20 protein-coding genes are annotated in these 20,748 nt (G+C 43.4%); 5 read left to right on the top strand and 15 right to left on the bottom strand.

Annotation, left to right across the window (positions count from 1 at the left end; translation table 11 throughout):
- Positions 1-121: 121 nt before the first annotated feature.
- Together A3K86_RS22150 and A3K86_RS22155 are read left to right on the top strand one after the other, a co-directional pair.
- Positions 122-2,503, top strand: coding sequence for a fatty acid cis/trans isomerase (locus A3K86_RS22150; RefSeq protein WP_068336812.1), 2,382 nt, complete (start codon positions 122-124; stop codon positions 2,501-2,503).
- A 266-nt stretch (positions 2,504-2,769) separates the two neighbouring features.
- Positions 2,770-3,450 carry a cytochrome b/b6 domain-containing protein gene (locus tag A3K86_RS22155; RefSeq protein ID WP_068336814.1) on the top strand — a complete coding sequence of 227 codons (681 nt, stop codon included), beginning with the start codon at positions 2,770-2,772 and terminating at the stop codon, positions 3,448-3,450.
- 162 nt (positions 3,451-3,612) lie between these two features.
- Here the strand turns inward: A3K86_RS22155 and A3K86_RS22160 are convergent, their stop codons facing one another.
- The 5 genes from A3K86_RS22160 to A3K86_RS22180 form a co-directional block, all read right to left on the bottom strand.
- Positions 3,613-4,092: a hypothetical protein gene (locus A3K86_RS22160; RefSeq protein ID WP_068336817.1), complete on the bottom strand. Its 480-nt coding sequence runs from the start codon at positions 4,090-4,092 to the stop codon at positions 3,613-3,615.
- 160 nt (positions 4,093-4,252) lie between these two features.
- A complete protein-coding gene (locus A3K86_RS22165; protein WP_068336820.1) occupies positions 4,253-4,888 on the bottom strand; it encodes a hypothetical protein in 636 nt (211 codons plus the stop codon).
- A 236-nt stretch (positions 4,889-5,124) separates the two neighbouring features.
- Positions 5,125-7,623 carry an SEL1-like repeat protein gene (locus tag A3K86_RS22170; RefSeq protein ID WP_068336824.1) on the bottom strand — a complete coding sequence of 833 codons (2,499 nt, stop codon included), beginning with the start codon at positions 7,621-7,623 and terminating at the stop codon, positions 5,125-5,127.
- 141 nt (positions 7,624-7,764) lie between these two features.
- A complete protein-coding gene (locus tag A3K86_RS22175) occupies positions 7,765-8,307 on the bottom strand; it encodes a GNAT family N-acetyltransferase (RefSeq protein ID WP_068336827.1) in 543 nt (180 codons plus the stop codon).
- Between the two features lie 35 nt (positions 8,308-8,342).
- Positions 8,343-9,083 carry a DUF429 domain-containing protein gene (locus A3K86_RS22180; protein ID WP_068336830.1) on the bottom strand — a complete coding sequence of 247 codons (741 nt, stop codon included), beginning with the start codon at positions 9,081-9,083 and terminating at the stop codon, positions 8,343-8,345.
- Positions 9,084-9,283: 200 nt separating this feature from the next.
- On the opposite strand from A3K86_RS22180, the gene A3K86_RS22185 reads away from it, so the two are divergent.
- Both A3K86_RS22185 and A3K86_RS22190 read left to right on the top strand, forming a co-directional pair.
- Complete coding sequence (locus tag A3K86_RS22185) at positions 9,284-9,508, top strand: DUF6500 family protein (RefSeq protein WP_068336833.1); 225 nt, start codon at positions 9,284-9,286, stop codon at positions 9,506-9,508.
- A 148-nt stretch (positions 9,509-9,656) separates the two neighbouring features.
- A complete protein-coding gene (locus A3K86_RS22190; RefSeq protein ID WP_068336835.1) occupies positions 9,657-10,325 on the top strand; it encodes a MarC family protein in 669 nt (222 codons plus the stop codon).
- 64 nt (positions 10,326-10,389) lie between these two features.
- Here the strand turns inward: A3K86_RS22190 and A3K86_RS22195 are convergent, their stop codons facing one another.
- From A3K86_RS22195 to A3K86_RS22205, 4 genes are all read right to left on the bottom strand, one after another.
- Complete coding sequence (locus tag A3K86_RS22195; protein WP_068336838.1) at positions 10,390-11,223, bottom strand: phosphotransferase enzyme family protein; 834 nt, start codon at positions 11,221-11,223, stop codon at positions 10,390-10,392.
- 55 nt (positions 11,224-11,278) lie between these two features.
- Complete coding sequence (gene yidD, locus A3K86_RS23165) at positions 11,279-11,725, bottom strand: membrane protein insertion efficiency factor YidD (RefSeq protein WP_084406732.1); 447 nt, start codon at positions 11,723-11,725, stop codon at positions 11,279-11,281.
- Between the two features lie 16 nt (positions 11,726-11,741).
- A complete protein-coding gene (locus tag A3K86_RS22200; protein WP_068336841.1) occupies positions 11,742-12,095 on the bottom strand; it encodes a tRNA-binding protein in 354 nt (117 codons plus the stop codon).
- 65 nt (positions 12,096-12,160) lie between these two features.
- Complete coding sequence (locus A3K86_RS22205) at positions 12,161-12,847, bottom strand: DUF4336 domain-containing protein (protein WP_068336842.1); 687 nt, start codon at positions 12,845-12,847, stop codon at positions 12,161-12,163.
- Between the two features lie 192 nt (positions 12,848-13,039).
- On the opposite strand from A3K86_RS22205, the gene A3K86_RS22210 reads away from it, so the two are divergent.
- Positions 13,040-13,810, top strand: coding sequence for a siderophore-interacting protein (locus A3K86_RS22210; protein WP_068336845.1), 771 nt, complete (start codon positions 13,040-13,042; stop codon positions 13,808-13,810).
- Positions 13,811-13,998: 188 nt separating this feature from the next.
- On the opposite strand, the gene A3K86_RS22215 is transcribed toward A3K86_RS22210, so the two are convergent.
- From A3K86_RS22215 to A3K86_RS22240, 6 genes are all read right to left on the bottom strand, one after another.
- A complete protein-coding gene (locus tag A3K86_RS22215) occupies positions 13,999-14,709 on the bottom strand; it encodes a class I SAM-dependent methyltransferase (protein ID WP_068336849.1) in 711 nt (236 codons plus the stop codon).
- A gap of 278 nt (positions 14,710-14,987) precedes the next feature.
- Positions 14,988-15,689 carry an ABC transporter ATP-binding protein gene (locus A3K86_RS22220; protein WP_068336852.1) on the bottom strand — a complete coding sequence of 234 codons (702 nt, stop codon included), beginning with the start codon at positions 15,687-15,689 and terminating at the stop codon, positions 14,988-14,990.
- Positions 15,690-15,701: 12 nt separating this feature from the next.
- Positions 15,702-16,982 carry an ABC transporter permease gene (locus A3K86_RS22225; protein WP_068336855.1) on the bottom strand — a complete coding sequence of 427 codons (1,281 nt, stop codon included), beginning with the start codon at positions 16,980-16,982 and terminating at the stop codon, positions 15,702-15,704.
- Between the two features lies 1 nt (position 16,983).
- Positions 16,984-18,204: an ABC transporter permease gene (locus A3K86_RS22230; protein WP_068336858.1), complete on the bottom strand. Its 1,221-nt coding sequence runs from the start codon at positions 18,202-18,204 to the stop codon at positions 16,984-16,986.
- Positions 18,198-19,466 carry a TolC family protein gene (locus A3K86_RS22235; protein ID WP_068336859.1) on the bottom strand — a complete coding sequence of 423 codons (1,269 nt, stop codon included), beginning with the start codon at positions 19,464-19,466 and terminating at the stop codon, positions 18,198-18,200. Before A3K86_RS22235 ends, A3K86_RS22230 begins: the two co-directional genes overlap by 7 nt.
- Complete coding sequence (locus tag A3K86_RS22240) at positions 19,459-20,598, bottom strand: efflux RND transporter periplasmic adaptor subunit (protein WP_068336862.1); 1,140 nt, start codon at positions 20,596-20,598, stop codon at positions 19,459-19,461. Before A3K86_RS22240 ends, A3K86_RS22235 begins: the two co-directional genes overlap by 8 nt.
- Positions 20,599-20,748: the final 150 nt, after the last annotated feature.

Raw genomic sequence — 20,748 nt, forward strand, 5'->3', positions numbered from 1 at the left:
TACTTCGGTATATAATCAATGCATAATTATACTTAGATAACCACCTGAGCACTCAGTGAGTTTGCTCATTTATTCCTTCTTTGGTTATCACTTATCTAGCTATGCAGGGCTTTGTTAACTTATGATTTTCTCTTTTAAGCGAAATCACAAACGGCTTGTTGTCTTTTTATCAGTACTGCTTTTTTCCGGCTGTGCTGTTTATGCAGGCTTAAACTACGACCAACTCTACGGAAAACCGTCACCTCAGCAACGTATCGCACCATCAGAATCCAAAATGGCGCTGAACTACCTAACTGAAGTGAAACCTATCATTGAACAGCGATGTGTGGTGTGTCACGCCTGTTACGATGCACCTTGCCAACTCAAAATGTCATCGGCAGAAGGCATTGATCGCGGCGCCAACAAAGAAAAAGTGTATGAAGGGACGCGTTTATTGGCGTCTAACCTCACCCGTATGTTTGTTGATGCTCAAACAACTGAAGAATGGCGCGAGCTTGGCTTCAACCCGGTGTTGAATGAACGTGAACAATCGCCAGAAGCGAATACTCAAGCGGGTGTAATGGCGCGCCTGCTTCAACTGAAACAAGCACATCCACTTCCAGATCAAAAAGTACTTGATGCCGACAAATGGGACTTCTCACTCGACCGTGATCAACAATGCCCTACCATTGAAGAAATGGCACAGTATGAGAATAACTATCCAGAATGGGGAATGCCTTACGGTCTACCTCAGCTTGCTGACGGCGAAAATAATGTACTGATGCAATGGCTTGAAGCTGGTTCACCAATGGCAAGTGTCGCGCCCCCATCAGAAGCAACACTGGCAAAAGTTGCCCAGTGGGAAGCTTTCTTAAACGGTGATTCTCTCAAGCAACAACTGACCAGTCGCTACATTTACGAACACCTGTTTGTTTCACATCTGTATTTCGATGATGAAAAAGAGCCTGTTTACTTTGATCTAGTTCGTTCGCGCACCGCACCAGGTCAACCTGTCGATCTGATTGCGACACGTCGCCCGTTCGATGATCCAAAAGTCGATCGCGTTTACTATCGCTTTGTTCAAGTTCGTGAAACTATCGTTGATAAAACACACATGCCTTATGCGCTAAATCCAGCGAAAATGGCACGCATTAAGTCACTCTTCATTGAACCTGACTACAACGTTGACAGCTTACCTAGCTATGATCCTGAATCATCGGCTAACCCACTCATGAGCTTCACTCAACTACCCGTTCAAGCTCGTTATAAATTCATGCTTGATAACGCGCAAAACACCATTATGGGCTTTATTAAAGGTCCGGTTTGCCGTGGACAATTAGCTCTTAACGTCATTAACGATCGCTTCTGGGTATTCTTCGTTGATCCAGATATGGCTGACTTACCAAGTGTTAACGAATTTTACGCTAGCCAAGCGCACAACTTACGTATGCCAGCAGAAGAAGAAAGTAATACGATTCCGCTGACTAACTGGTTACGCTACGCCAAACAACAAGGTGATTTCCTTCGTGCAAAGAATGATTTCATGAAGCAAACCTTTAAAAATGGCGAGCACCTAACACCACGCGTGATTTGGAATGGTAACAACGAAAACGACCACGCTGCGTTAACGGTATTCCGCCACTTTGATAGCGCGACGGTAACCAAAGGGCTTGTGGGTGCAGAGCCGAAAACCGCATGGGTATTAGATTACTCGCTGCTAGAACGGGTACATTACCTTCTGGTTGCAGGTTTTGACGTGTACGGTAACTTCGGCCACCAGCTTGTTACACGCATGTACATGGACTTCCTACGTATGGAAGGCGAATCAAACTTCTTATCACTGCTCCCAGCTGAAGTACGTCATGATGAGTTAGCCGATTGGTACCAAGACTCAAACAAGAGCTTGAAGACATTCCTTCAAGGCGATATTAACGAGTTTGATCAACCCTCTGGTATCCAGTTCAAAACGGATAACCCAAAACATGAGTTGTTTACTCTGCTTCAACAGCACGTAGCACCAGTTCGTTCAGATCGCTACGACATCGACGCAGCAGAGTTAGGTACAGAAGCTATTGCTGCGCTCACAACGCTTGGTCGCCTATCAGGCGAACATGTTCACTTATTCCCTGAGCTCAGCTTCATCATGGTTGAGCCAACTAACCCAGCCACCAAGGCACAACTATTTACTTTGGTACGAAACAGCGCACACCGTAATATTTCGAGCCTATTTGATGAAGAGTCAAACCGCCTATTCGAGCGTGACAACGTCACTCTGGTGCGCGGTTTATTAGGGAGCTACCCAGGCGCTTTCTGGCACGTAAAAGAAGCAGACCTTCCGAAACTGCTAGAGAAAGTCCAACAAGTGAAATCAGAACAAACCTATGCCGAACTACTAGATGCATTCGGGGTTCGTCGTACAAGTGCTGAGTTCTGGTCTTTCAGCGATAAGCTAAACCAAATTAACCAAGAGAACTTCCCTATCGAATCGGGTTTACTTGACTACAACCGCATCGAAAACCGTTAATTCAAATAACTCTTCTATATTCAAAGGTCAGCTTCATGCTGGCCTTTTTCTTATCTGGTGCATCTGTGCCTTCTTCTGACAACGACTTATGGCTATCGCTAACAGGATTAAAATGTAAATTATTGAAAAGATGCCTACCGCAAAATAGCAATCAGTATGCAACAGTGACAAAATAATCTGATAACAATATCAATCAACTTTGTACTCATCACACCCTGCAATTTTGGTAACACCTCATTGAGTACAAACTTCAAATGGACTGAATTATGAATACCAAAGTCACTGTCTGGGATGGATTTGTACGAGGTTATCACTGGCTTCAAGTGCTCTGCCTTGTTGGCTTGTGGTACACAGGTACCGAAGGGCTCATGGATTGGCACTTTTCTATTGCTTACCTACTACTAACCTTGCTTGTCACCCGGTTGATTTGGGGAATAATCGGAAGTGAAACAGCTAGGCTTTCGAGCCTATTTCACTCGCCGTCTAGCGTCATCCAACATCTACGTTCAATGCATCAAAGCAAGGCGACCAGCTTTTCTAGCAAAGAAGATATCGGCCATAATCCAGCAGGTAGCTATATGGTGCTCGCTTTTTTCGCTCTCATCGCAATACAGCTCACAACGGGCTTATTTGCGACTGATGACATTATCTCTGAAGGACCGCTTGCAATGTACGCAAGTAGCGAGTTCAGCAGCCAGTTAACCGAAATCCACTCTCTTAATTTCGATCTAATACTGGTAGCGATTAGCCTGCACTTAGTCGCCATTATGATATACCGCATAAAGAAAATTGACCTAATTCAGCCAATGATTAACGGAAAGAAGACACTGTCACAGCAACTCGCACCAAAGATGGTCAACGGTTTGGTCGGATGGGCGATATTCATCGTTGTTGGCTTAGGCGTATATTGGCTGTGGGCCAAAGATGTGGTGGTCTATTTGTTTTAGCTTTTTTAGCTAGAGGCAAGATACGGAACGTAACCTGCTTAGCCGATACGTAGAAAAGTAAGGTATCGAAATGAGAATATTGAGCCAAGGGTACTTGGCTCATTCCATTCTGGCTGAAACTATATGAGTTTAACTATTCGAGTTGAACTATGTGGATTAAAACTATGCGATTTCTTGCTCGTCGGAATTATCAGATGGAGACTGTGTAACTCGCTCTATCTGCCATGAACCATGACAAGGGGCATTCGTTACATGCCAATCACCTTTGATCAATGCCGCATCACTGTTAGCTTGCACTTCACCATTCCCTGTGAAGCGATAGCCCCAGCGTACACTATCGGCATATAAGTCCAACTCACCACTTTCGGAGATCCAGCCTTTTAACACTGTGTTGTTGTACATCAACTTAAACTTCACCTCGCCATCCGTGATCGTGCCGAGGATCCTAGTCTGCTGGCAGACATTATCACCGCTAATATCGAGTCGTTTACCTTGCCACTCTCCATCAAACGCTGTCGAAACTACAAAGCTAGGCGCTTGAGGTAGAGGCTCATTCACTGGCGTTGGCTCTGCTTGGCGAGTATTTGTTGCTAAGTACGCAAACACACCTATCCCTGCGAGTATCAGTATTGCTTTCTTCATCCCTGTCTCCAAACTATTGTTAATACTGATATCTTACTTAATGGTTACGAGCTGTATATCGCATCCAAAGCCAATGGTTATTTTTGTAACCCACTGCAAATTTATAAATATATTTTGGACGTAGTTTTCATAAATTTGCACCAAAGTCATCACTCCGTCATTAACAATTGATAGACGAATAGTAAATGTCTGGTTGCTCCACTAACTCAAACTGAAACTCACTCAGCTCACCAGCCATATCTAGATAAAAACTCAATTGCTCAGGTGCTTCATGTTGCCATTCAAAAGTCACACTATAGCCAGTACGTTTTATTGATTGCCCTACACTGTTTACTGAATGCTGGGCATAAATCAACTCAGCTTGGTGAGGATAAAGTGATTGGTAATCTGGTGCCGCTTTCGTTGTTGAATTATCTTCTATTAAACTTTCTTCTGCTGAACTGCCTTCTGTTAAACGAGGTACTTTAAGATAAAACTGTGTCTGTAGATCTGGTCGCGTTGATTCTCCCATCTCCTCTAAAACAAGAGTCACTTTTAAATTCGAGCCTTCACCATATTCAGGATACAAATTAACGACTGTGTTATTTGCTTTTAGCTGCTTCCTTAGCCCGTCAAACTTTGCTTTATGATACCCACAACTCTGCCCTGCAATAGCGGTAAGGTCTGAAGCTTTTGCCGATAAAATGGGTTTATAGTAAACACGGGTTGTTGGGTACAAGACACAACCGACTAAACTCCACAGTGAGAATATCGCGACTAACATCTTTCCTGATCTTGCCTTTAACCATTGCTGCATACTTCATTCCTTACGACCTGACTTATTAAACTCATCAAGCATTAATTATGAACAGCGTTTTATTTTATCGCAAGATTAAATGCAGAATTTCACCACAGAACCTTTTTAGGCGGCTTGGGGCGTTAACAATGCGTTGCTTTAAGATAAGGTTCGGTCATTGCCATCGCTAGATAGCGATATAAAAAAGCCTCTTTACCTTATGCAGATAAAGAGGCTCTTACTATTAAACAAACAGCCTAGTTCAAATATACCATTGTTTCATTTGAAGTGATAAATAGCGTTTCTTCGCCAGTATTACGTACCGATTTTAATTCTAACTTTTGATGATTTGGCTTGATGTAATAGAGTTTATCATCCGTATCAATCAGAAGAGTTCGTAACCTACCGTAAACAATCACTTGTTCTAACTTTTTCCAGCGCTTACTTTTATCAATCGTCGGTAATAAATCATCGATGCCTTGATTCATAACGATAGACTGTAATGTCAATTGCCCTTGTTCATCAAGCATTGCAAACGTGTCAAAAGTACCTTCAACTTTCATCACGCGCGCCTTGTTATGAGCAATAACGCGTGGTGAAGCGCCGCCACCTAAATCCCAGCAATCGACATCACCATTACGGCTCAACGCACAAAAACGGTCGCTATCCGGACTCGCTGCCAGTGCTTGATACTCACCTTTAATTTCACCACCAAAATGATAAGCCATTGGCCCCCAAAGCAGAATATTCCCTGAGCTATCTAAAGCAAGGAAATGACTTTGCACCGGCGCGATATCGACAATATTCGCTTGTAAACGACGATAAACTTTGAGTTCATCATCAAGGCTTTGATAGGCTGAATCTTCAAAATTAGATGCCGCAAGAATAGGACTCCCACCAGCCATAGCACCGCCCCAAGTGACAACACTTCCATCATCAAATAAAGCAGCAGAAGCAGCGTCGTTATGAACTAGCTTTTTAGCCCCTTCTTGCTCAAGTCGAGCCAAAATACTTGGCTCAGGACGACATCCGCCTTTCAAGCGGTGGATTAAAAGATGATCCCCTGTCGCACGATTAAATAAGTAACCACAATGGCTTTGTTGCACACTTTGGTTATTTGCCAATAGTTTAAACGGGAGTTTCTCGGGCGGATTCCAAGCTCCATCCACGGCTAAACGCCCATCTTTATATCTCCTTGGCACTTTATCAGTACGGTTATAAGCCTCTATTTGCGGTACATCAGGAGCTTCAGCGACGATTCGCCATGGTGATAATGAGTAGTCACGAAAGCGAACACGCTTAAGTTGGTTAAGTAAGCGGTTATGTTCTAAATAATAATTTGGCTCATCATGCTGAGCGTTCAACTCTTGATAACGCTTTTTCAGATCTCCGCTAAATTGTTTTGTATATTGAATGGCATCCTCGCGAACTTCAGGACGCCCACTATCAGCTAAGACATTAACGTCATCTTTAAAGCGATTAGAAAACTCGTTTCTGCTCCTCCAATAGCTAGAAGCTTCATACCAGTGCTCTTTCCTCGCGTGCAAGGACAACTCAAACTGACTATACCTGTCTTGAAAAGCTGCGGCTTCTTGACGCCAAATAATTGCTTGCTCTTTATCGCCCGACTCATTTGCTCTATCCAGCAACCATAGCATTGCGGTTACATTACCTTTAATTGCTGCTTGATAAATTTTAGCGCGAGTATCCGGTAAATCTGGGGCTTGTTTAAGTGCAATCTCAAGCAAAGCGTTGGCATCACCTTCACTCATCGCACTCTGTAAATATGCTTCAGCATTTTCAGGCTCACTGTTTTCAAGCAGCACTGATAATTGATACTTACATGCAGCATCACACGATCCAACTATGTCAGCTTGACTTAATAACGCCAAAGCCGAATCAGCGTCACCGCCATCAATCATCACATACGCGAGTTCTGTAAACGCGCGAAGCTCACCCGCCTGAGCAGCAGAGAACAACAATGATTTCATCTGCTCACTATCGTCTTTAGTGAAAAATGTACTTTCTTGTTGAGAAAATAAAAGATCACCACGAGCTAATAACGCAGGTCCGTAGTTACCCGCCTTTTCAAACCAAGTATCAGCCTCATTAAGATCTGGATTCAACATATTAATGCCATGCTGAAATTGTAATCCCATGCGGTAACTTGCTATCGCATCGCCTTGCAATGCGGCTGGTTTAACCCATTCATTAACACAATGCTGGCTTAGATATAAAGGATCCTCTTGCAGACACATATCCAAATGCATTTGCGGCGGCACTTCAGTCGTATAAGCCCATTGCATCGCAGCTTTTAAATCTAGAGGCAACCCATAGTTACCCGTTCGATAACCTTCAGCCAAATACATTCGAGATTGTCTAATATCGGCTTTTGCGGCTTGCCACAAATATGGTGACGCTTTACTTGGGTCTGATTGACTTGCCCAACCTTGAACATGACCTAAAAACGCACTGTACGCTGAGTACGCATCGCCTAATTGCGCGCTCAATTCAAACATTGCCAACGCGCGATCTTTATTCGGTGACTCTAGCCCCTCACCCGTGTAATAAAATTGCGCCAATGCCCCTGCACTCCAAGCGGTATGCTTGGTGATAGACTCAGCGAGCGCAAGTCGCTGCTCAGCACTAAGCTTCGGCTGTTGTAATTCATTTTTAAATTCTGATAAAGGATCTGCCGCTAGACTTGGACTACCAGCAAGCGCTGCAACTATGGGGAAAATAGAAAAATACCGCACGAGATAAGCCTATATAACCAAATAAAGGCGAAAACTTACCACCTAACGTGCTGAAATAAAATAATTAAATTTAATTGATATTAATTATGATCGGCGTTTTAGCTAGCGTGAGAGCAAGCGCAATAATTGCGTCACCTATTATTATTTCAAAATGCTATAGAGCACATGTGGCGCTAACCAATGATCACGTTCTAATTTAGGGTGCAGAAAGTCATTCCCAGTATTCGACATTCCTATTTTCTCCATCACGCGTTGTGACGGCAAATTAACACCTGCGGTAAAAGCATGAATTTCAGCTAAACCTAAACCATCAACAACATGCTCAAATCCATAATTTAGTGCAGCTCGAGCCGCTTCTGGCGCATAGCCATTACCCCAATATTTCGCTGATAGTCGCCAACCAATTTCCAGCAAAGGTGCGTTAGGAAGACCACTGTTACTATCTTGATAGTGCAAACCCACCATGCCAATTAACTCATGATTTTGCTTTAGTTCAAGCGCCCAGAACCCCCAACCATTTTGATTAATCAACTCACGAAACCGAGCTATTTGATCTGCACTTTCCTGATCCGTTAATACCGAGGGGAAATAACGCATCACCTCAGGGTCTGCACACAATTGGCAATAAGGCTCAATGTCTTTATCTCGCCACTGTCTTAGCACTAATCTTGGTGTTTCAATCACTACTCACCTCCACAGACTATTATTTTCCATTAAACCTAAATACACCTTATTTGCGGTACCCAGATATATCCATGCGCGGTATCTCCGTAGCATTTACCTTCCGCATTCACAGCATATAAACCAGCAATATAAAGACACATTAACGCATCCAACACGTCTTCGTTTTGTTTAATTGCTTTCCCTTTTAATTTCGCAATATGATCCGAACATAAAAAGTGGCTATAGTTTTCAGAAATAGAAAACAGCAATATATCAGACTTAGCGAGTTGCTTTATAAACGATGCTAATTCAACCTGACCTCGCTTCTTATCTGTCACTGTCCCTTTCTTGTATAACAGCCGTTCAGACAGCGCAAAGCACTCAATAATTGAAGGATGTGGGTAACACTCAAACTGCCATTTAGAAGAACCTAAATGATCAAAACCAAGTTGAACCAAGCCCTCTGCCAACTCAACACTGAATGCATTGGGATATAACGTTTGATTGGCAGCATGACAAGCCACTTTTCGTGCACTGTAGTCTCTGGCTAACGCCTTCTCACAATCACGCATACCCGCCTTGTTATTGATGATCAGAGGTGCATCAATCGCAATCCCTTGAAGCTCGGTAAGGCTACCAATATAAGCCTTCATTTTAGGCATACCAATAATCGCAGGCATAACTTGCTCTAACACTAACACTGGCGTGTTCTTCGCTGAAAGTTCAACTCTACCTAACGCCAAAGCTGACGGATTAGTCTCACCTTGCCACGCAAGGTCAATGCCGAGAAGTCGCAATGATATTCCTCCTTTTAAATTAACACAGTGACATGTTTGGCCTGTTTTGCTTTTAGAGCAATCAAAACTTAACAACTTAGATCCAATTCCTAGATAGCACCAAATACTAGATAGCACCAAGCACTGGATAAAAACACAGTATCAAGATAATCTAGCACTCACCGCCAATTATATGTTTAATTTTCAATCAGGATGACGACATGAACATCGCAATGCGTAATAAAATCATCGAAGTATGCCAGAGCAAGATCGCTAAGAAAGGTGATAATGTCGGTGTCTCTTTCTATGCCTTCTTTGCCAACAAGAATGACAAGCCAAATGAATTAATGGAAGTCGCAACATGGTGGATCCAAACCCACCAGCTTGATCACTTTGAAAAAGCCCACAAGATCATAAAACTCGTTCGAGACGAGAAATCCCTCTAACCGAAGCAGCGCAGAGCAATTTATTGCGCTCGGAATAAATTCTGTTAAACCAAATTGCTTAAGATAATGGAATTAGCCTTAAATCACAGTGTATAGATTCATTAGTGCTAGTGTTGAGTTATTAAATAAGTAACTAGGTACACTTCAAATGCATGATATTGGAACTACTGCTGTCACTGTATTTATGGGCTTTTTTGCCATGATGAACCCAATTGCTAACACTGCTGTCTTTGTTGGCATGACAGGTGATCAATCGCCATTTCAACGAAAAAAAACAGCAATAAAAGCGCTAACAACAGCTTTTATTATCATCGCTGCTTTTTGTTTGTTAGGAAAAGGGATCTTCGAGCTATTTGGTATCACACTGCCAGCATTACGACTGTCGGGTGGCATTTTAGTCTTCTTAGTGGGCTATCATATGCTTCAAGGTAGCTCGTCTAAATTACACACCCAAGCGAGTAGTTCTGATAGCGAAACAGCTAACCCAGAAAATGACAGCGATAAAGACATCGCTATTTCACCACTAGCCTTACCGATATTGGCAGGGCCCGGCACCATAGCAACAGCCATGAACTACTCGGCATCCGGCGAGATGCTACATATCGTAGTCACTATCATTGCCTTTGCTATGTTGTGCTTGATTACACTGGTCTGTTTTCTATTTGGTCCTAAGCTCATCGATAAAGTCGGTGAAAACGGCATCAGTATTACAACTCGATTGATGGGGTTAATTTTAACCGTCATTGGTATGCAAATGCTGATTCAAGGCGTACACGATGCGTATTTGCTCTTTGAGCACCATGCAGTTATTGGTTGAAGTATTGCTTAATCGAACTTAGTAGAGCTTGAACTAGCTAATCGTACTATTCAGCCGTGCCCCGTTATTTCACCGTGAGCAAGCGGCTAATAACATCTTGATTCTGGCGCAGATATTCAATATCGGACAAATAGGCCTGATCATGGCCATCTTGCAGGTTCGCAATAAAGCTTTGGTTACCTTTAGCCGCCTCATCGTGCATAAAGGTAACTAAAGCTTGTAAACGTTGAATCATCATAGAAACTAATTCTTGCCTGTCGTGCACAGGAAAACCATAAGCTTGGCAGAATATCTTCGCTCGTTTACATTGCGCTTTGAGATCTCCCATCACATCCGGTGCCGTGGTTTTAAACGGCGCCCAACAATATATCGCGTACGCTAAATCCCATATTCTTGGCGCTGGGTGTGCAGTATCAAAATCAAATACGCCCACCACTTCGTTACCGCGTAACGCAACATTGTAAGGTGCAAAGTCACCGTGACAGATCACTTCTGGTGGGGCTTTTGGCGAAAGCATCCAAACAAGCTCACCACCTTGCTGACAAGTACTGCCTTGTGGCGCAATATTGTTGTGCTGATAACAGTTCGTTTTTTGATTCCAGCTTAAAAAGCCTTCAGTGAAATCATGATAGCGACGTAATAACTGAGCGACTGATATCAAAGCCTCCTCTGTCGCAATCGCCCCCGTTAACGGATAATCGTACACATCGCCTTCAATCAAACTCAACTCTTCATACTGTTTTCTATCAATACTATCTTCACCAAGCGCGATAACACGAGGCACAAAGTCACAGCCTTGATCTTCTAAATACGATAACAACGCATGGATCGCGGGTGACCAAAACCCCGCCTCTCTTCGCACAGTTTTGTCATTACATACCACTTTTTGTTCAGACATTTACCTTCCTTGGCTCAAGATTAACCTTCAATTGACTGGTTAGATTATTTAGTTTTTACCTAACCTTCGTCTTTCGATGTAATACAGAACGTACCTTCTGGCTAATAGAATGCAGTGAACACTCGCAGGGTAAATCAAGAGAATCGCACGATGAGATAAAATCACAATCGCAATGGGTCGATAGCGGAAGATCACAACAGTCTATTTGATCGCGTTTACGTCGTTTGGGTCTATTTTTCTTATTCGCATTCATCTGTACTAACGACTGATGTGCTAAATGGCAATGATGGAAGCGCGTTTTAATTGCAACGCGACCGCCGATAACACCCTGCGCTGCAATAATATTAAGAACGGCTTGCGAGCAAGAATCCCCTTTATGCAAAGAGGCATGTGCACAACAGAAACCTTTATAAGGAGAGATACACCGCTGATAAGCTTTTATTCCCCAGATCGCGATATGAGAAATAAATCTTTCAGTGTTCAAGGCTCCCTCCAATGACATACATATACGAGTACAATTAACCTGCACGAGCACCGTTTGGTAGTGGTGTTTCAGGCGTTGCCAAACATGGTGTTAGCTTGTCTTCGTAACCAATATCAAACAACATACCTTGAGAAAGCTCACCAGCCATTTTACGTTCAGGTAGATTCACCACAAACAGCGCTTGTTTACCTTCAATCTCTTTTGGATTTTCGCGTTCTTGTTTAATACCAGCCAAAATTGAGCGCTGGTGATCGCCAAAATCGACTGTCAGCTTCATCAACTTATCCGACTTAGCAACTTCGGAAACCTCAACAATCGTTCCGACGCGAATATCTAATTTCGCAAAGTCATCGTAAGTAATTTCAGGCTTAATTGGTGCAGGTTGCATAGCGTCTATCCTATATTCTAATGATAACCACAAGCGAACAATCGCTTAATCAAACAAGATATTAGCTAAATAAGCCAACGAAATGAACGCTTTAGAAATGATTGTGCATTATTGGTGATGATTTCACCGTGCGCCATCACTAAAACTTCGGGTTGCCACTCAAATATTTGGGACATATGTTGGCGAGCCTGCGCTTTACCAAACAAAAAACTCAACCGCCAGTCTAATGGCATCTTGCCGTTTGGCGCTAAAATACCCACGCCTTTTGCGACTAAACGCTGCCAGTAGTTAAAGCTAGTGTTCGGGAAATTCTCGACTAAATCGGTGACAATTAACGTTTGCGATGCTTTATGAAAGAAAACACACTCTTCCATTAATGGCGAGCCTGAAAATAACACCTGTTCGATCTCGTCTTGCCAAGACCATACTTGCGTGTCATTCAACGAAGCATCAAAGGTAAGATCATCTCTCTTTTTTATTACTTCATCGGTACCAAAACATTGAACATTTGGGTATGCCGCCTGCCACTCAGCTAAAAATAAATGATGCAGGTGATTAGGCGCGATTAAAAAGCGCACTGTACCTAATTCAGCTAGTTGAGCTTGAATCTGCTCTGTGATTTTAATCGGGCTATGGATCCACAATTGATCATCACTAAGACGAACAACCGTCATACGGGTGGTGAAAGGTAAGCTCAAAAATGGCACCGCTTCACCATCAAAAATCCAAATATCTTGTGCTAATTTTTCCATGTCGACCTTCTCGCTATTCAAAGAAAGACAATAAAGGCGTTTATAGCGATCTTATCAAAGTGACTTTATGACACCTAAGCCATACAAAACTTAAGTTAACCGTAATAATTAACACAAGGCGCTATCTTCATCATGAAAGTATTGCTACCTTAACGCAAAAGAGAATCATTACAAAAAAGGAAGTTAAGTTATATGAAAAAGCCGTCCCCTAAACAGCTTACTGTAAGCGACTCACAACGAATCACACCGAATATGCAACGTATCATGTTGCAGGGCGATGAGCTTGCTGATTTTCCTCAAGATTGCGAAGGCGGCTACATTAAATTACTGTTCACACCAGCAGGTAATACAGATTTAGGTGAGCTTGACACTGACCAACGACCTGTCATGCGCACCTATACCATCCGCCGTTTTCTACCAAATAGCCACGCGATTGAAGTTGATTTTGTTCGTCATATTACCCACGACTTACAATGTGGATTTGCTGCGCGCTGGGCAATGGAGGTTAGCGTTGGCGACACTATCAATATTGCAGGTCCGGGCACCATCAGTAGTTTAAACATGGAAGCTGATTGGTTCTTCCTGACTGCGGACATGACCGCGCTACCCGCTCTTTCAGCAAAAATCCGCCAACTTCCAATGGATGCCAAAGGCTATGCCGTTATTAAAGTGATTGATAGCGATGACATTCAGTCCATTGAGGCACCAGAGAATATTCAAGTGATGTGGTTAACGGGCAATGAATCACTAGAAGATAAAGTAAAATCTCTACCTTGGTTAGAGGGAAAAGTCTCTGTTTGGTCTGCGTGTGAGTTTGATTCAATGCGCGCATTACGCCGTTACTTCCGCAATGAAAAAGAAGTCGACCGAGAAAATATCTATATCAGCAGCTACTGGAAGCAAGGTGTAGCTGAAGATGGGCATAAGGTCATCAAACAACAAGACGCGCAGGAGAATGCTTAATGGCACTATACAGCCTGTGTAATAGCTAAGCCTCTCCTCGCCTATTCAGCCCTATTTATTCCATAGATAGGGCCCATCAGTCTTCATGCCTAGAGCCAAAAGCTAAAAACTAAGAGTTCAAACGAGTAGTCACAACAAATTGGTAAAACAACTGGTTAGGTGTTGAAATGATGAGTGCTCGCTCTTAACTATTTAATCAAATAAACAGAGCTATAAGTATCAATCTCAACTTTATGCGTGTGCGATATCTCTTCTAGTTTCGCTTGCACTAACTCAAAAGTATTGGTTTCACCAAAATGCATCGTAAAGGCGTGAAAACGTTTAGCTGAAGAAAATAAGATATGCGCTAACTGTTTTGCACTAACCTCTAGTTGTAGTGTTTCCGTATTCACAAATAACTCTTGAAACGCTTTGCTGTCACTAAAATTAATGGCGTGATCATAACCACCTTCACTCATTTCTAGCTCGATACCTAACCGCTTCATCACGGCTTGCAGCTGAACTTCAAAATCGTAAGCCACCACTTTTGCCTTAGGCTTGCAAAGGCGCTGCAACTCCACAATCAAAGCATCCGATTTGGCATAGAACAGAGAGCCAGCAAATGTGACTAAGCTCGCCAAATGATCTGGTAGCGGGATTGCATCTCCTGTACCTGATAGATATTGAATACCGTCGGTATCTGTGGTTTTAGCCAACATCGCTTCACTGGGCTCAACGCCATATACAAGCTTGCAGTATGGACTTAGCGCCACCGTCGATAACCCCGTACCACAGCCCACATCAATCGCGCATTCGTATTTACCATCTTGCGATAAAATCGACGCTAAGATCATGTCATGCAGGGGTGGCCTGTAAGCCGCGTAATGGTAAGAAACTTGAGAGTTATATTGGTTATTCATAAATTTTGACCAACGAAGCTATTGATTACTCAGACTTACCCATTCAATCCGAGTTATATCACCAAAGGCTCTGGCGTAAAAAATGTGAAAATTGAAAGGGTTAAGATAATTATTTGGAATGAAGATTCTATCCGCCCAAGATAAATAGTGCTGCGACGCGCTTCTAAAGTTGAAAAAAGAAGGGCTGAACGCTTATACGCCCAGCCCTTCTATTACTTATGTCGCGCTGCTTACATTCTCGATGCTTAATTCTTGAAGCAACTTACTTTGCTCAACCTTTAAATGACTCCTAAAGGCTCGCTCGGTACTTCATCTCCAACCAATTTACCATCTCGGATCGTGATGATCCTTTTAGTTCGCTGCGCTAACTCTAGATCATGAGTAACCACAATCAGTGTTCGCCCTTCTTGATGAAGCTGATTAAACAACGCTTCAATCTCAGCACCGGACTTAGTATCAAGCGCCCCTGTTGGCTCATCGGCTAAGATAATTTGCGGCTCATTAACCAAAGCTCGTGCGATAGCGACACGCTGCTTTTGACCACCAGATAATTGATTCGGCTTATGGTGCATTCGATTACCAAGACCAACCTTTTCCAACAATACAGCAGCACGTTGGCGACGCTCTTTGAGTGACACACCACCATAAACCAAAGGCAGAGCGACGTTATCCAAAGCACTGGCGTATTCCAGCAAATTAAAGCTTTGAAAAACAAAACCAATTTTTTGATTTCGGATCGCAGCTAACTGGTTGCTATTCAAGCCTGAAATTAACTGTCCTTCTAGATGGTAATCACCGCTGGTGGCTTTATCCAAACAACCAAGCATATTCATCAAGGTCGACTTACCCGACCCCGAAGGGCCAAGAATAGAAAGAAACTCACCTTTCTCGATACGTAAACTCACGTTATCAAGCGCGTTTACGACTTCATCACCGGTTTGGTAGGTCTTGGTGATTTCTGTTAATTCAACTAAAGACATCTTTATTACCTTTTACTCGCCTTGAAGTGCTTCAAGCGGTGTCACACTGGCTGCTTGGCGGGCAGGAAACCATGCCGCTAATAATCCAACTAACGCAAGTGCACCAATTACAACTGCCACTACAGGCAAGGAAAGCTCTGGTACTGGACGACCAAGCTCTTCATATAAATAGTTACCTTCAATAGGAATTGACGACAAGGCGGTGACTGCCAAGTTGGAAATCAGCAGACCAATCGTGCCTCCCATTCCCATGGTCAAAAATGCTTGCGTAATATAATGCAAGGTGATGTTTGTTGGGGTGGCACCAATCGCCATTCGCACCCCAATATCACGTGTCGCACGTTTCACCGTGGCATACATCACATTAGCAATACCCACACCCGCCACCAATAAAGTGACCAAACCAATCACACCTAGGAAGGTTTGTAATCCCATTAAAAAGCTCTTCATGGTTTTCTGACGGATCAACATATCTTCAATTTGAATGATTTGCTGATCTTCCAGACTCGCGCCATATTTACGACTGACAACCTGACGAATTGTCTGTGCTAGCTTAATGCGATCAACATTAGGGTTAGGGGCAACTTCAAGAGCACTAATAGCCGCGTTTACATTAAAACGTTGCCATGTTGAGAACGGAATAAAGACAGCGTAATTACCCGGAACACCTTCACCAACTCGCATCCCTGTTGGTTTCATTACCCCAATCACAGTAAATTGCTCTTCACCGATTTTAACTGTTTCGCCCACAGGTGAGCGTGTTAGCTTAGGCAGGTTATCCCAATCAGTAATTTCACCTTTGTAGAACAGTTCAACGGCAGCGCTGTTACCCAGCACAATCACTTTTCGCTGCTCTTTCATGTCCAACGGATTAAGCCAGCGACCACCCTCTTCAATCGAAAACCCCATCATTGCTTGATACTGGGGTGAAACCGCCATTGGCGAACGCCATGTCGACTGCTTATCTTTGGTAACTTGCTTATCCCATGTCACCACAGCCTCAGCGTGAGCAACCGCAGGTAATACGCGAAGTAATTCAACATCTTGAGGATAGAGATTAAGTTGTTTACCTTGCGTAAATTTACCGTGGTTAACTGTCGCCATCCCTCCCATCACACGGATCAATTTACCATTACCACTTTCAGCATGGCGCGTTAACCCTTGGCGCAAACCCTCGCCGACCGATAACATAAAGGTGATACACACAGTCGCCCATGCTATCGCTAATATCATTAAGCCAAGGCGAAGTTTCTCTGCTGCCATTTCTTGAAATATCTGACGAAATGGAATCATGTTACCTCCTTGCACTCAACGCGATTACAGGTGTTAACTTTGCGGCACGTAACGCAGGGAACCACGCGGCTAGCAAGGCGAGAACCAAGGTAACTGATACGGTAAGCCATAAAGATCCTGAGGTAATTTCGGGTACACCTAACCAAGGTGGTACACCCCAAGCATTCAAAGAATGAACAACAAGGTATGCTAGCGTCACACCCAAACCACAGCCAAACGCCACCAAAAGGCAACCTTCAAGAATAAAGTGATTTAAGATATCCCGTTGTTTAGCCCCCAAGGCTAGACGCACACCGATTTCGCGCGTTCGTTCAGTCACAGATAAAAACATGATATTAGCGACACCTAACGCGCCAACAGCTAATGTCATGATCCCGCTAGCACCAAGGAACGCCTGGATACCACGCAATAAAGCATCGAAAAACTTAGCGTCTTCACCAAAATTTGGTAGCCAGATGGCGTTAGGATCTTTGGGATTAAAGTGCTCAATTTTAGCGAAATAATGCTGCAGACTTTTACGCAGTAAAGCACCGGATACCCCAGGGTGAGGTTTAACCCATAACTGCTTTGGCTTTTCTTGCCACAAGTCGAGGAATGTGGTCGATGGAATAATGACTTGGCTATCTTCACGTTGACCAAAAGCACTACCGCCTTCAGCTTGTCTTGTAACGCCTACAACAGTGAACGGCACACCATTTACCTTAAATTGCGAGCCTACAGACATGCCACCTTGCGCAGCTAGTTGCCAACCAATCACCGCAACCCGAGTATGATTATTCATATCACTTGGGTTAACTCCTCGCGAGCCTTGGCTTAAGCGAACATTACGAAGTTCAACATAATCTTGATCAGCACCACGAATATAGCCCGGTAATTTTCTACCCTGCATATCCGTTACCGCTGCATCCCATTTGAAATACAGTACCGATACCGCATCCACTTCCCGATGCTCAACTAAGCGTCGTGCTGTTTCTTCTCGAAACGTAATTTGACGCCCTGCTGGCAGCCCTTGCCAAGGTAAGCTGGTATTGCCATCCATCGCCAACTGAGTATCACTCATTAGCACGGCAAACGATTTAACATTTACTTTGTAAAAACCTTCACCCAACGCCACCAGCACCAATACCGCCAATACACCCCAGCTCACAGCTATCACGGCTAAAAAAGCCCGTAATTTATGCGCAAACAGTGTTTGATAGATCTGCTGAAGTAGCATCATGATTCAAGCGCCTGACTAACCATAGCAATGGCATTATCATCAAGCTGCCCAACAGCTTTCAACAAGGCAACACGGTTCTTCCAGTATTGATAAAGCAATGACTGCAAAGAGTTTTTACTTTCAAATAAGCGGTTATGAGCACGAATCACTTCGAGCGCGTCGGTCATACCAGCTTGATAAACAGACTTTTTGCTAAACAATACTTTCTGGCGAGACTCAACTTGTTGTTGCGCCATTTCAACACGCTGCCAATCTATGGCGAGTTTTCTGTAACGCACTTGCACATCTTGAGTCAGCTTGATTTCTACCGCCCTAACATCTTGCTGTGCTTGTTGAACACGTAAGGCTGCTTTATCCACTTTCGCCCCCGTCGAACCATTAAGATCGAGCGGAATACTTAAAGTTACGCCAGCGGATAAATCATTGTTGTTGTATTTAATGTCGTCATTAAAACTCACGCGACCGCTCAAAGTCGGATAATAGCCTGCTTTAGCGACACTTTTATCTATCTGAGCAGCTTTTAAGTTTTGGAGTGCAACCAACAAGTTCGGGCTATTGTCTTTGGCTTTTTTCAGCCAAGCCTGTTCACCTTGATAGCGAAGTGGCGGCGAAACAAATTGATCCGCTTTCACTTCATCAACCTGATCAGGCATCGCATTGATCAAGTTTGCAAGTACCGATTGGCTATCCATTAATCGTGACTGAGCGGTGAGAATCGCTGCTTTTGCATCCACATGGTTAGCTCGAGTATCTTCAAGCTCTGTTGCCATGATTTTGCCGGCTTTATAACGAAGCTCGGTATGTGAATACAGCTTTTCACTCTCGGTGTATTTCTGCTCTGCCAATTTTAAGGCCGCTTGCGCAGAAGCCACATCGAGATAAGCGGTGATCACTTGTTCTGCGAGCGTGTTTTTCTTAGCTAGGGTTTGTAAGTTCGCACTGATTAAGCGCGCTTCACTGGCATCGAGTTCACGCCAACGACTGCTATCCCAAATCGTTTGGTTAAGTTGAATGCCATAACTAGAACGAATTTCATCGCTGTTTTTATCGTTCCATTTCGCACCAGCATTGGCACTTAACCCTGGTAAAAGTGCAGATTTAGTTTGTACTACATTAGCTTGGCTAATTTGTTCGTTGAGCTGTGATTTCAAATACTCAGGTTCATTTTCTTTTGCCGCTTGCCATGCTTGCGACAAAGTGAGAGCAGATGCCTGCCCAGTGAAAAGTACCAAACCACATGCTAAAGCTAGAGCTTGCTTACGCATTTGGTACTCCCATCATCATGCTGGCATCGAGAATTTCTTGTCCTTGCTCAACACCTTCAAGTACTTGAACATTAATACCATCAGAAAGCCCTAATTTTACCGGCTGAGGATGGAAACCAGCTTCACTTTCATCAGGGATAAGCACAGAAGGATTGCTACCTTCAAACTGCAGTGCGCGCTCAGGAATGGTCGGCACATCATTCACCGCTTTTAGCGTGATTTTTGCCGTGGCTGAGAAGCCAGATCGAACAGTAAGATCGTCAGGAAAGTGGATCTTGTTAATTTCAATTTGGAAACCGTTATCAAAATTTCCGCTGGCTGTCTGACCGTTCGACGCATTAAGTTTTTCTGACTGAACTGCAACCTTGTTAAGTTTGGCGTTAACCACCACATCTGGGTACGGTGCCATCGTCAGGTTTGCCGCCATGCCCGGTGACAATTGAGCCGCATCATGCTCGCTAACGCTACCTTTAAAGATAATGTCTTCCATATTTGCCATCGACATCATCACAGTGGCAGCTTGGTTTGACTCAGTTGAAATGATCGGCTCGCCCACTTCCACCAGTACATTAAGCACTGTTCCTGAAATTGGTGCATAGATAGTTGAAGACAACTTAGACTTACCTACTGAAGATTCGCCACTTTGGATTAAATCCAAGTTTTGCTGCTTCTGACGTAAATCCGCTTTGGCTTGGCGTAAGTCGGCCTTAGCTTGGATATAGTCGCTGTAGTTACTTGGAATCACTTTGTTTTTAACTAAGCCTTCCAAGTTTTCAAATTTTTGCAGAGCCGACTCTAAACGCGCTTGACTGGTTGTAACGTCTGTCGTCGCTTGAGTTAACTTCTGTGGGGTTGGGTTTGGCTTAATTTTAAACAGCGCCGTCCCCGCCTCGACTTGTTCACCAGTATGGTGATAAATCTCTTCTACAATCCCTTCAAGTTGAGATTTAATCTGCACCGAGTGTGCAGGTACAATTTTACCAACAGCAATAGCAGTTTTCTCAATACTGCCCTTTGCCACCGTTAAAACAGGTTGTGTCATGTTTGCATCATCGGCAGAAGGTTGCCAATAAAAGTATCCACCAGCAGCTAAAGCGACAGCAATAGCGCCTGAAATCCAGCGTTTTTTCATAATATTTTTTGTAATGGTTGGAATGTTTGAGATTATGACTGATCAGTCTATATTTAGTTCCCGAATAATAATACATCGTTCAATTTATGAACACAGATTTTTGCTAATGTTTAAGTTCTTTACATAAAAGAAAGGTACTGATGAAGATAT

This window comes from Photobacterium jeanii (assembly GCF_001650345.1).
GTDB lineage: Bacteria > Pseudomonadota > Gammaproteobacteria > Enterobacterales > Vibrionaceae > Photobacterium > Photobacterium jeanii.

Coding starts and splice junctions, on each gene's coding strand:
- A3K86_RS22150 (WP_068336812.1), top strand. CDS start 122: ATGATTTTCTCTTTTAAGCGAAATCACAAACGGCTTGTTGTCTTTTTA.
- A3K86_RS22155 (WP_068336814.1), top strand. CDS start 2,770: ATGAATACCAAAGTCACTGTCTGGGATGGATTTGTACGAGGTTATCAC.
- A3K86_RS22160 (WP_068336817.1), bottom strand. CDS start 4,092: ATGAAGAAAGCAATACTGATACTCGCAGGGATAGGTGTGTTTGCGTAC.
- A3K86_RS22165 (WP_068336820.1), bottom strand. CDS start 4,888: ATGCAGCAATGGTTAAAGGCAAGATCAGGAAAGATGTTAGTCGCGATA.
- A3K86_RS22185 (WP_068336833.1), top strand. CDS start 9,284: ATGAACATCGCAATGCGTAATAAAATCATCGAAGTATGCCAGAGCAAG.
- A3K86_RS22190 (WP_068336835.1), top strand. CDS start 9,657: ATGCATGATATTGGAACTACTGCTGTCACTGTATTTATGGGCTTTTTT.
- A3K86_RS22195 (WP_068336838.1), bottom strand. CDS start 11,223: ATGTCTGAACAAAAAGTGGTATGTAATGACAAAACTGTGCGAAGAGAG.
- yidD (WP_084406732.1), bottom strand. CDS start 11,725: ATGTCATTGGAGGGAGCCTTGAACACTGAAAGATTTATTTCTCATATC.
- A3K86_RS22200 (WP_068336841.1), bottom strand. CDS start 12,095: ATGCAACCTGCACCAATTAAGCCTGAAATTACTTACGATGACTTTGCG.
- A3K86_RS22205 (WP_068336842.1), bottom strand. CDS start 12,847: ATGGAAAAATTAGCACAAGATATTTGGATTTTTGATGGTGAAGCGGTG.
- A3K86_RS22210 (WP_068336845.1), top strand. CDS start 13,040: ATGAAAAAGCCGTCCCCTAAACAGCTTACTGTAAGCGACTCACAACGA.
- A3K86_RS22215 (WP_068336849.1), bottom strand. CDS start 14,709: ATGAATAACCAATATAACTCTCAAGTTTCTTACCATTACGCGGCTTAC.
- A3K86_RS22220 (WP_068336852.1), bottom strand. CDS start 15,689: ATGTCTTTAGTTGAATTAACAGAAATCACCAAGACCTACCAAACCGGT.
- A3K86_RS22225 (WP_068336855.1), bottom strand. CDS start 16,982: ATGATTCCATTTCGTCAGATATTTCAAGAAATGGCAGCAGAGAAACTT.
- A3K86_RS22235 (WP_068336859.1), bottom strand. CDS start 19,466: ATGCGTAAGCAAGCTCTAGCTTTAGCATGTGGTTTGGTACTTTTCACT.
- A3K86_RS22240 (WP_068336862.1), bottom strand. CDS start 20,598: ATGAAAAAACGCTGGATTTCAGGCGCTATTGCTGTCGCTTTAGCTGCT.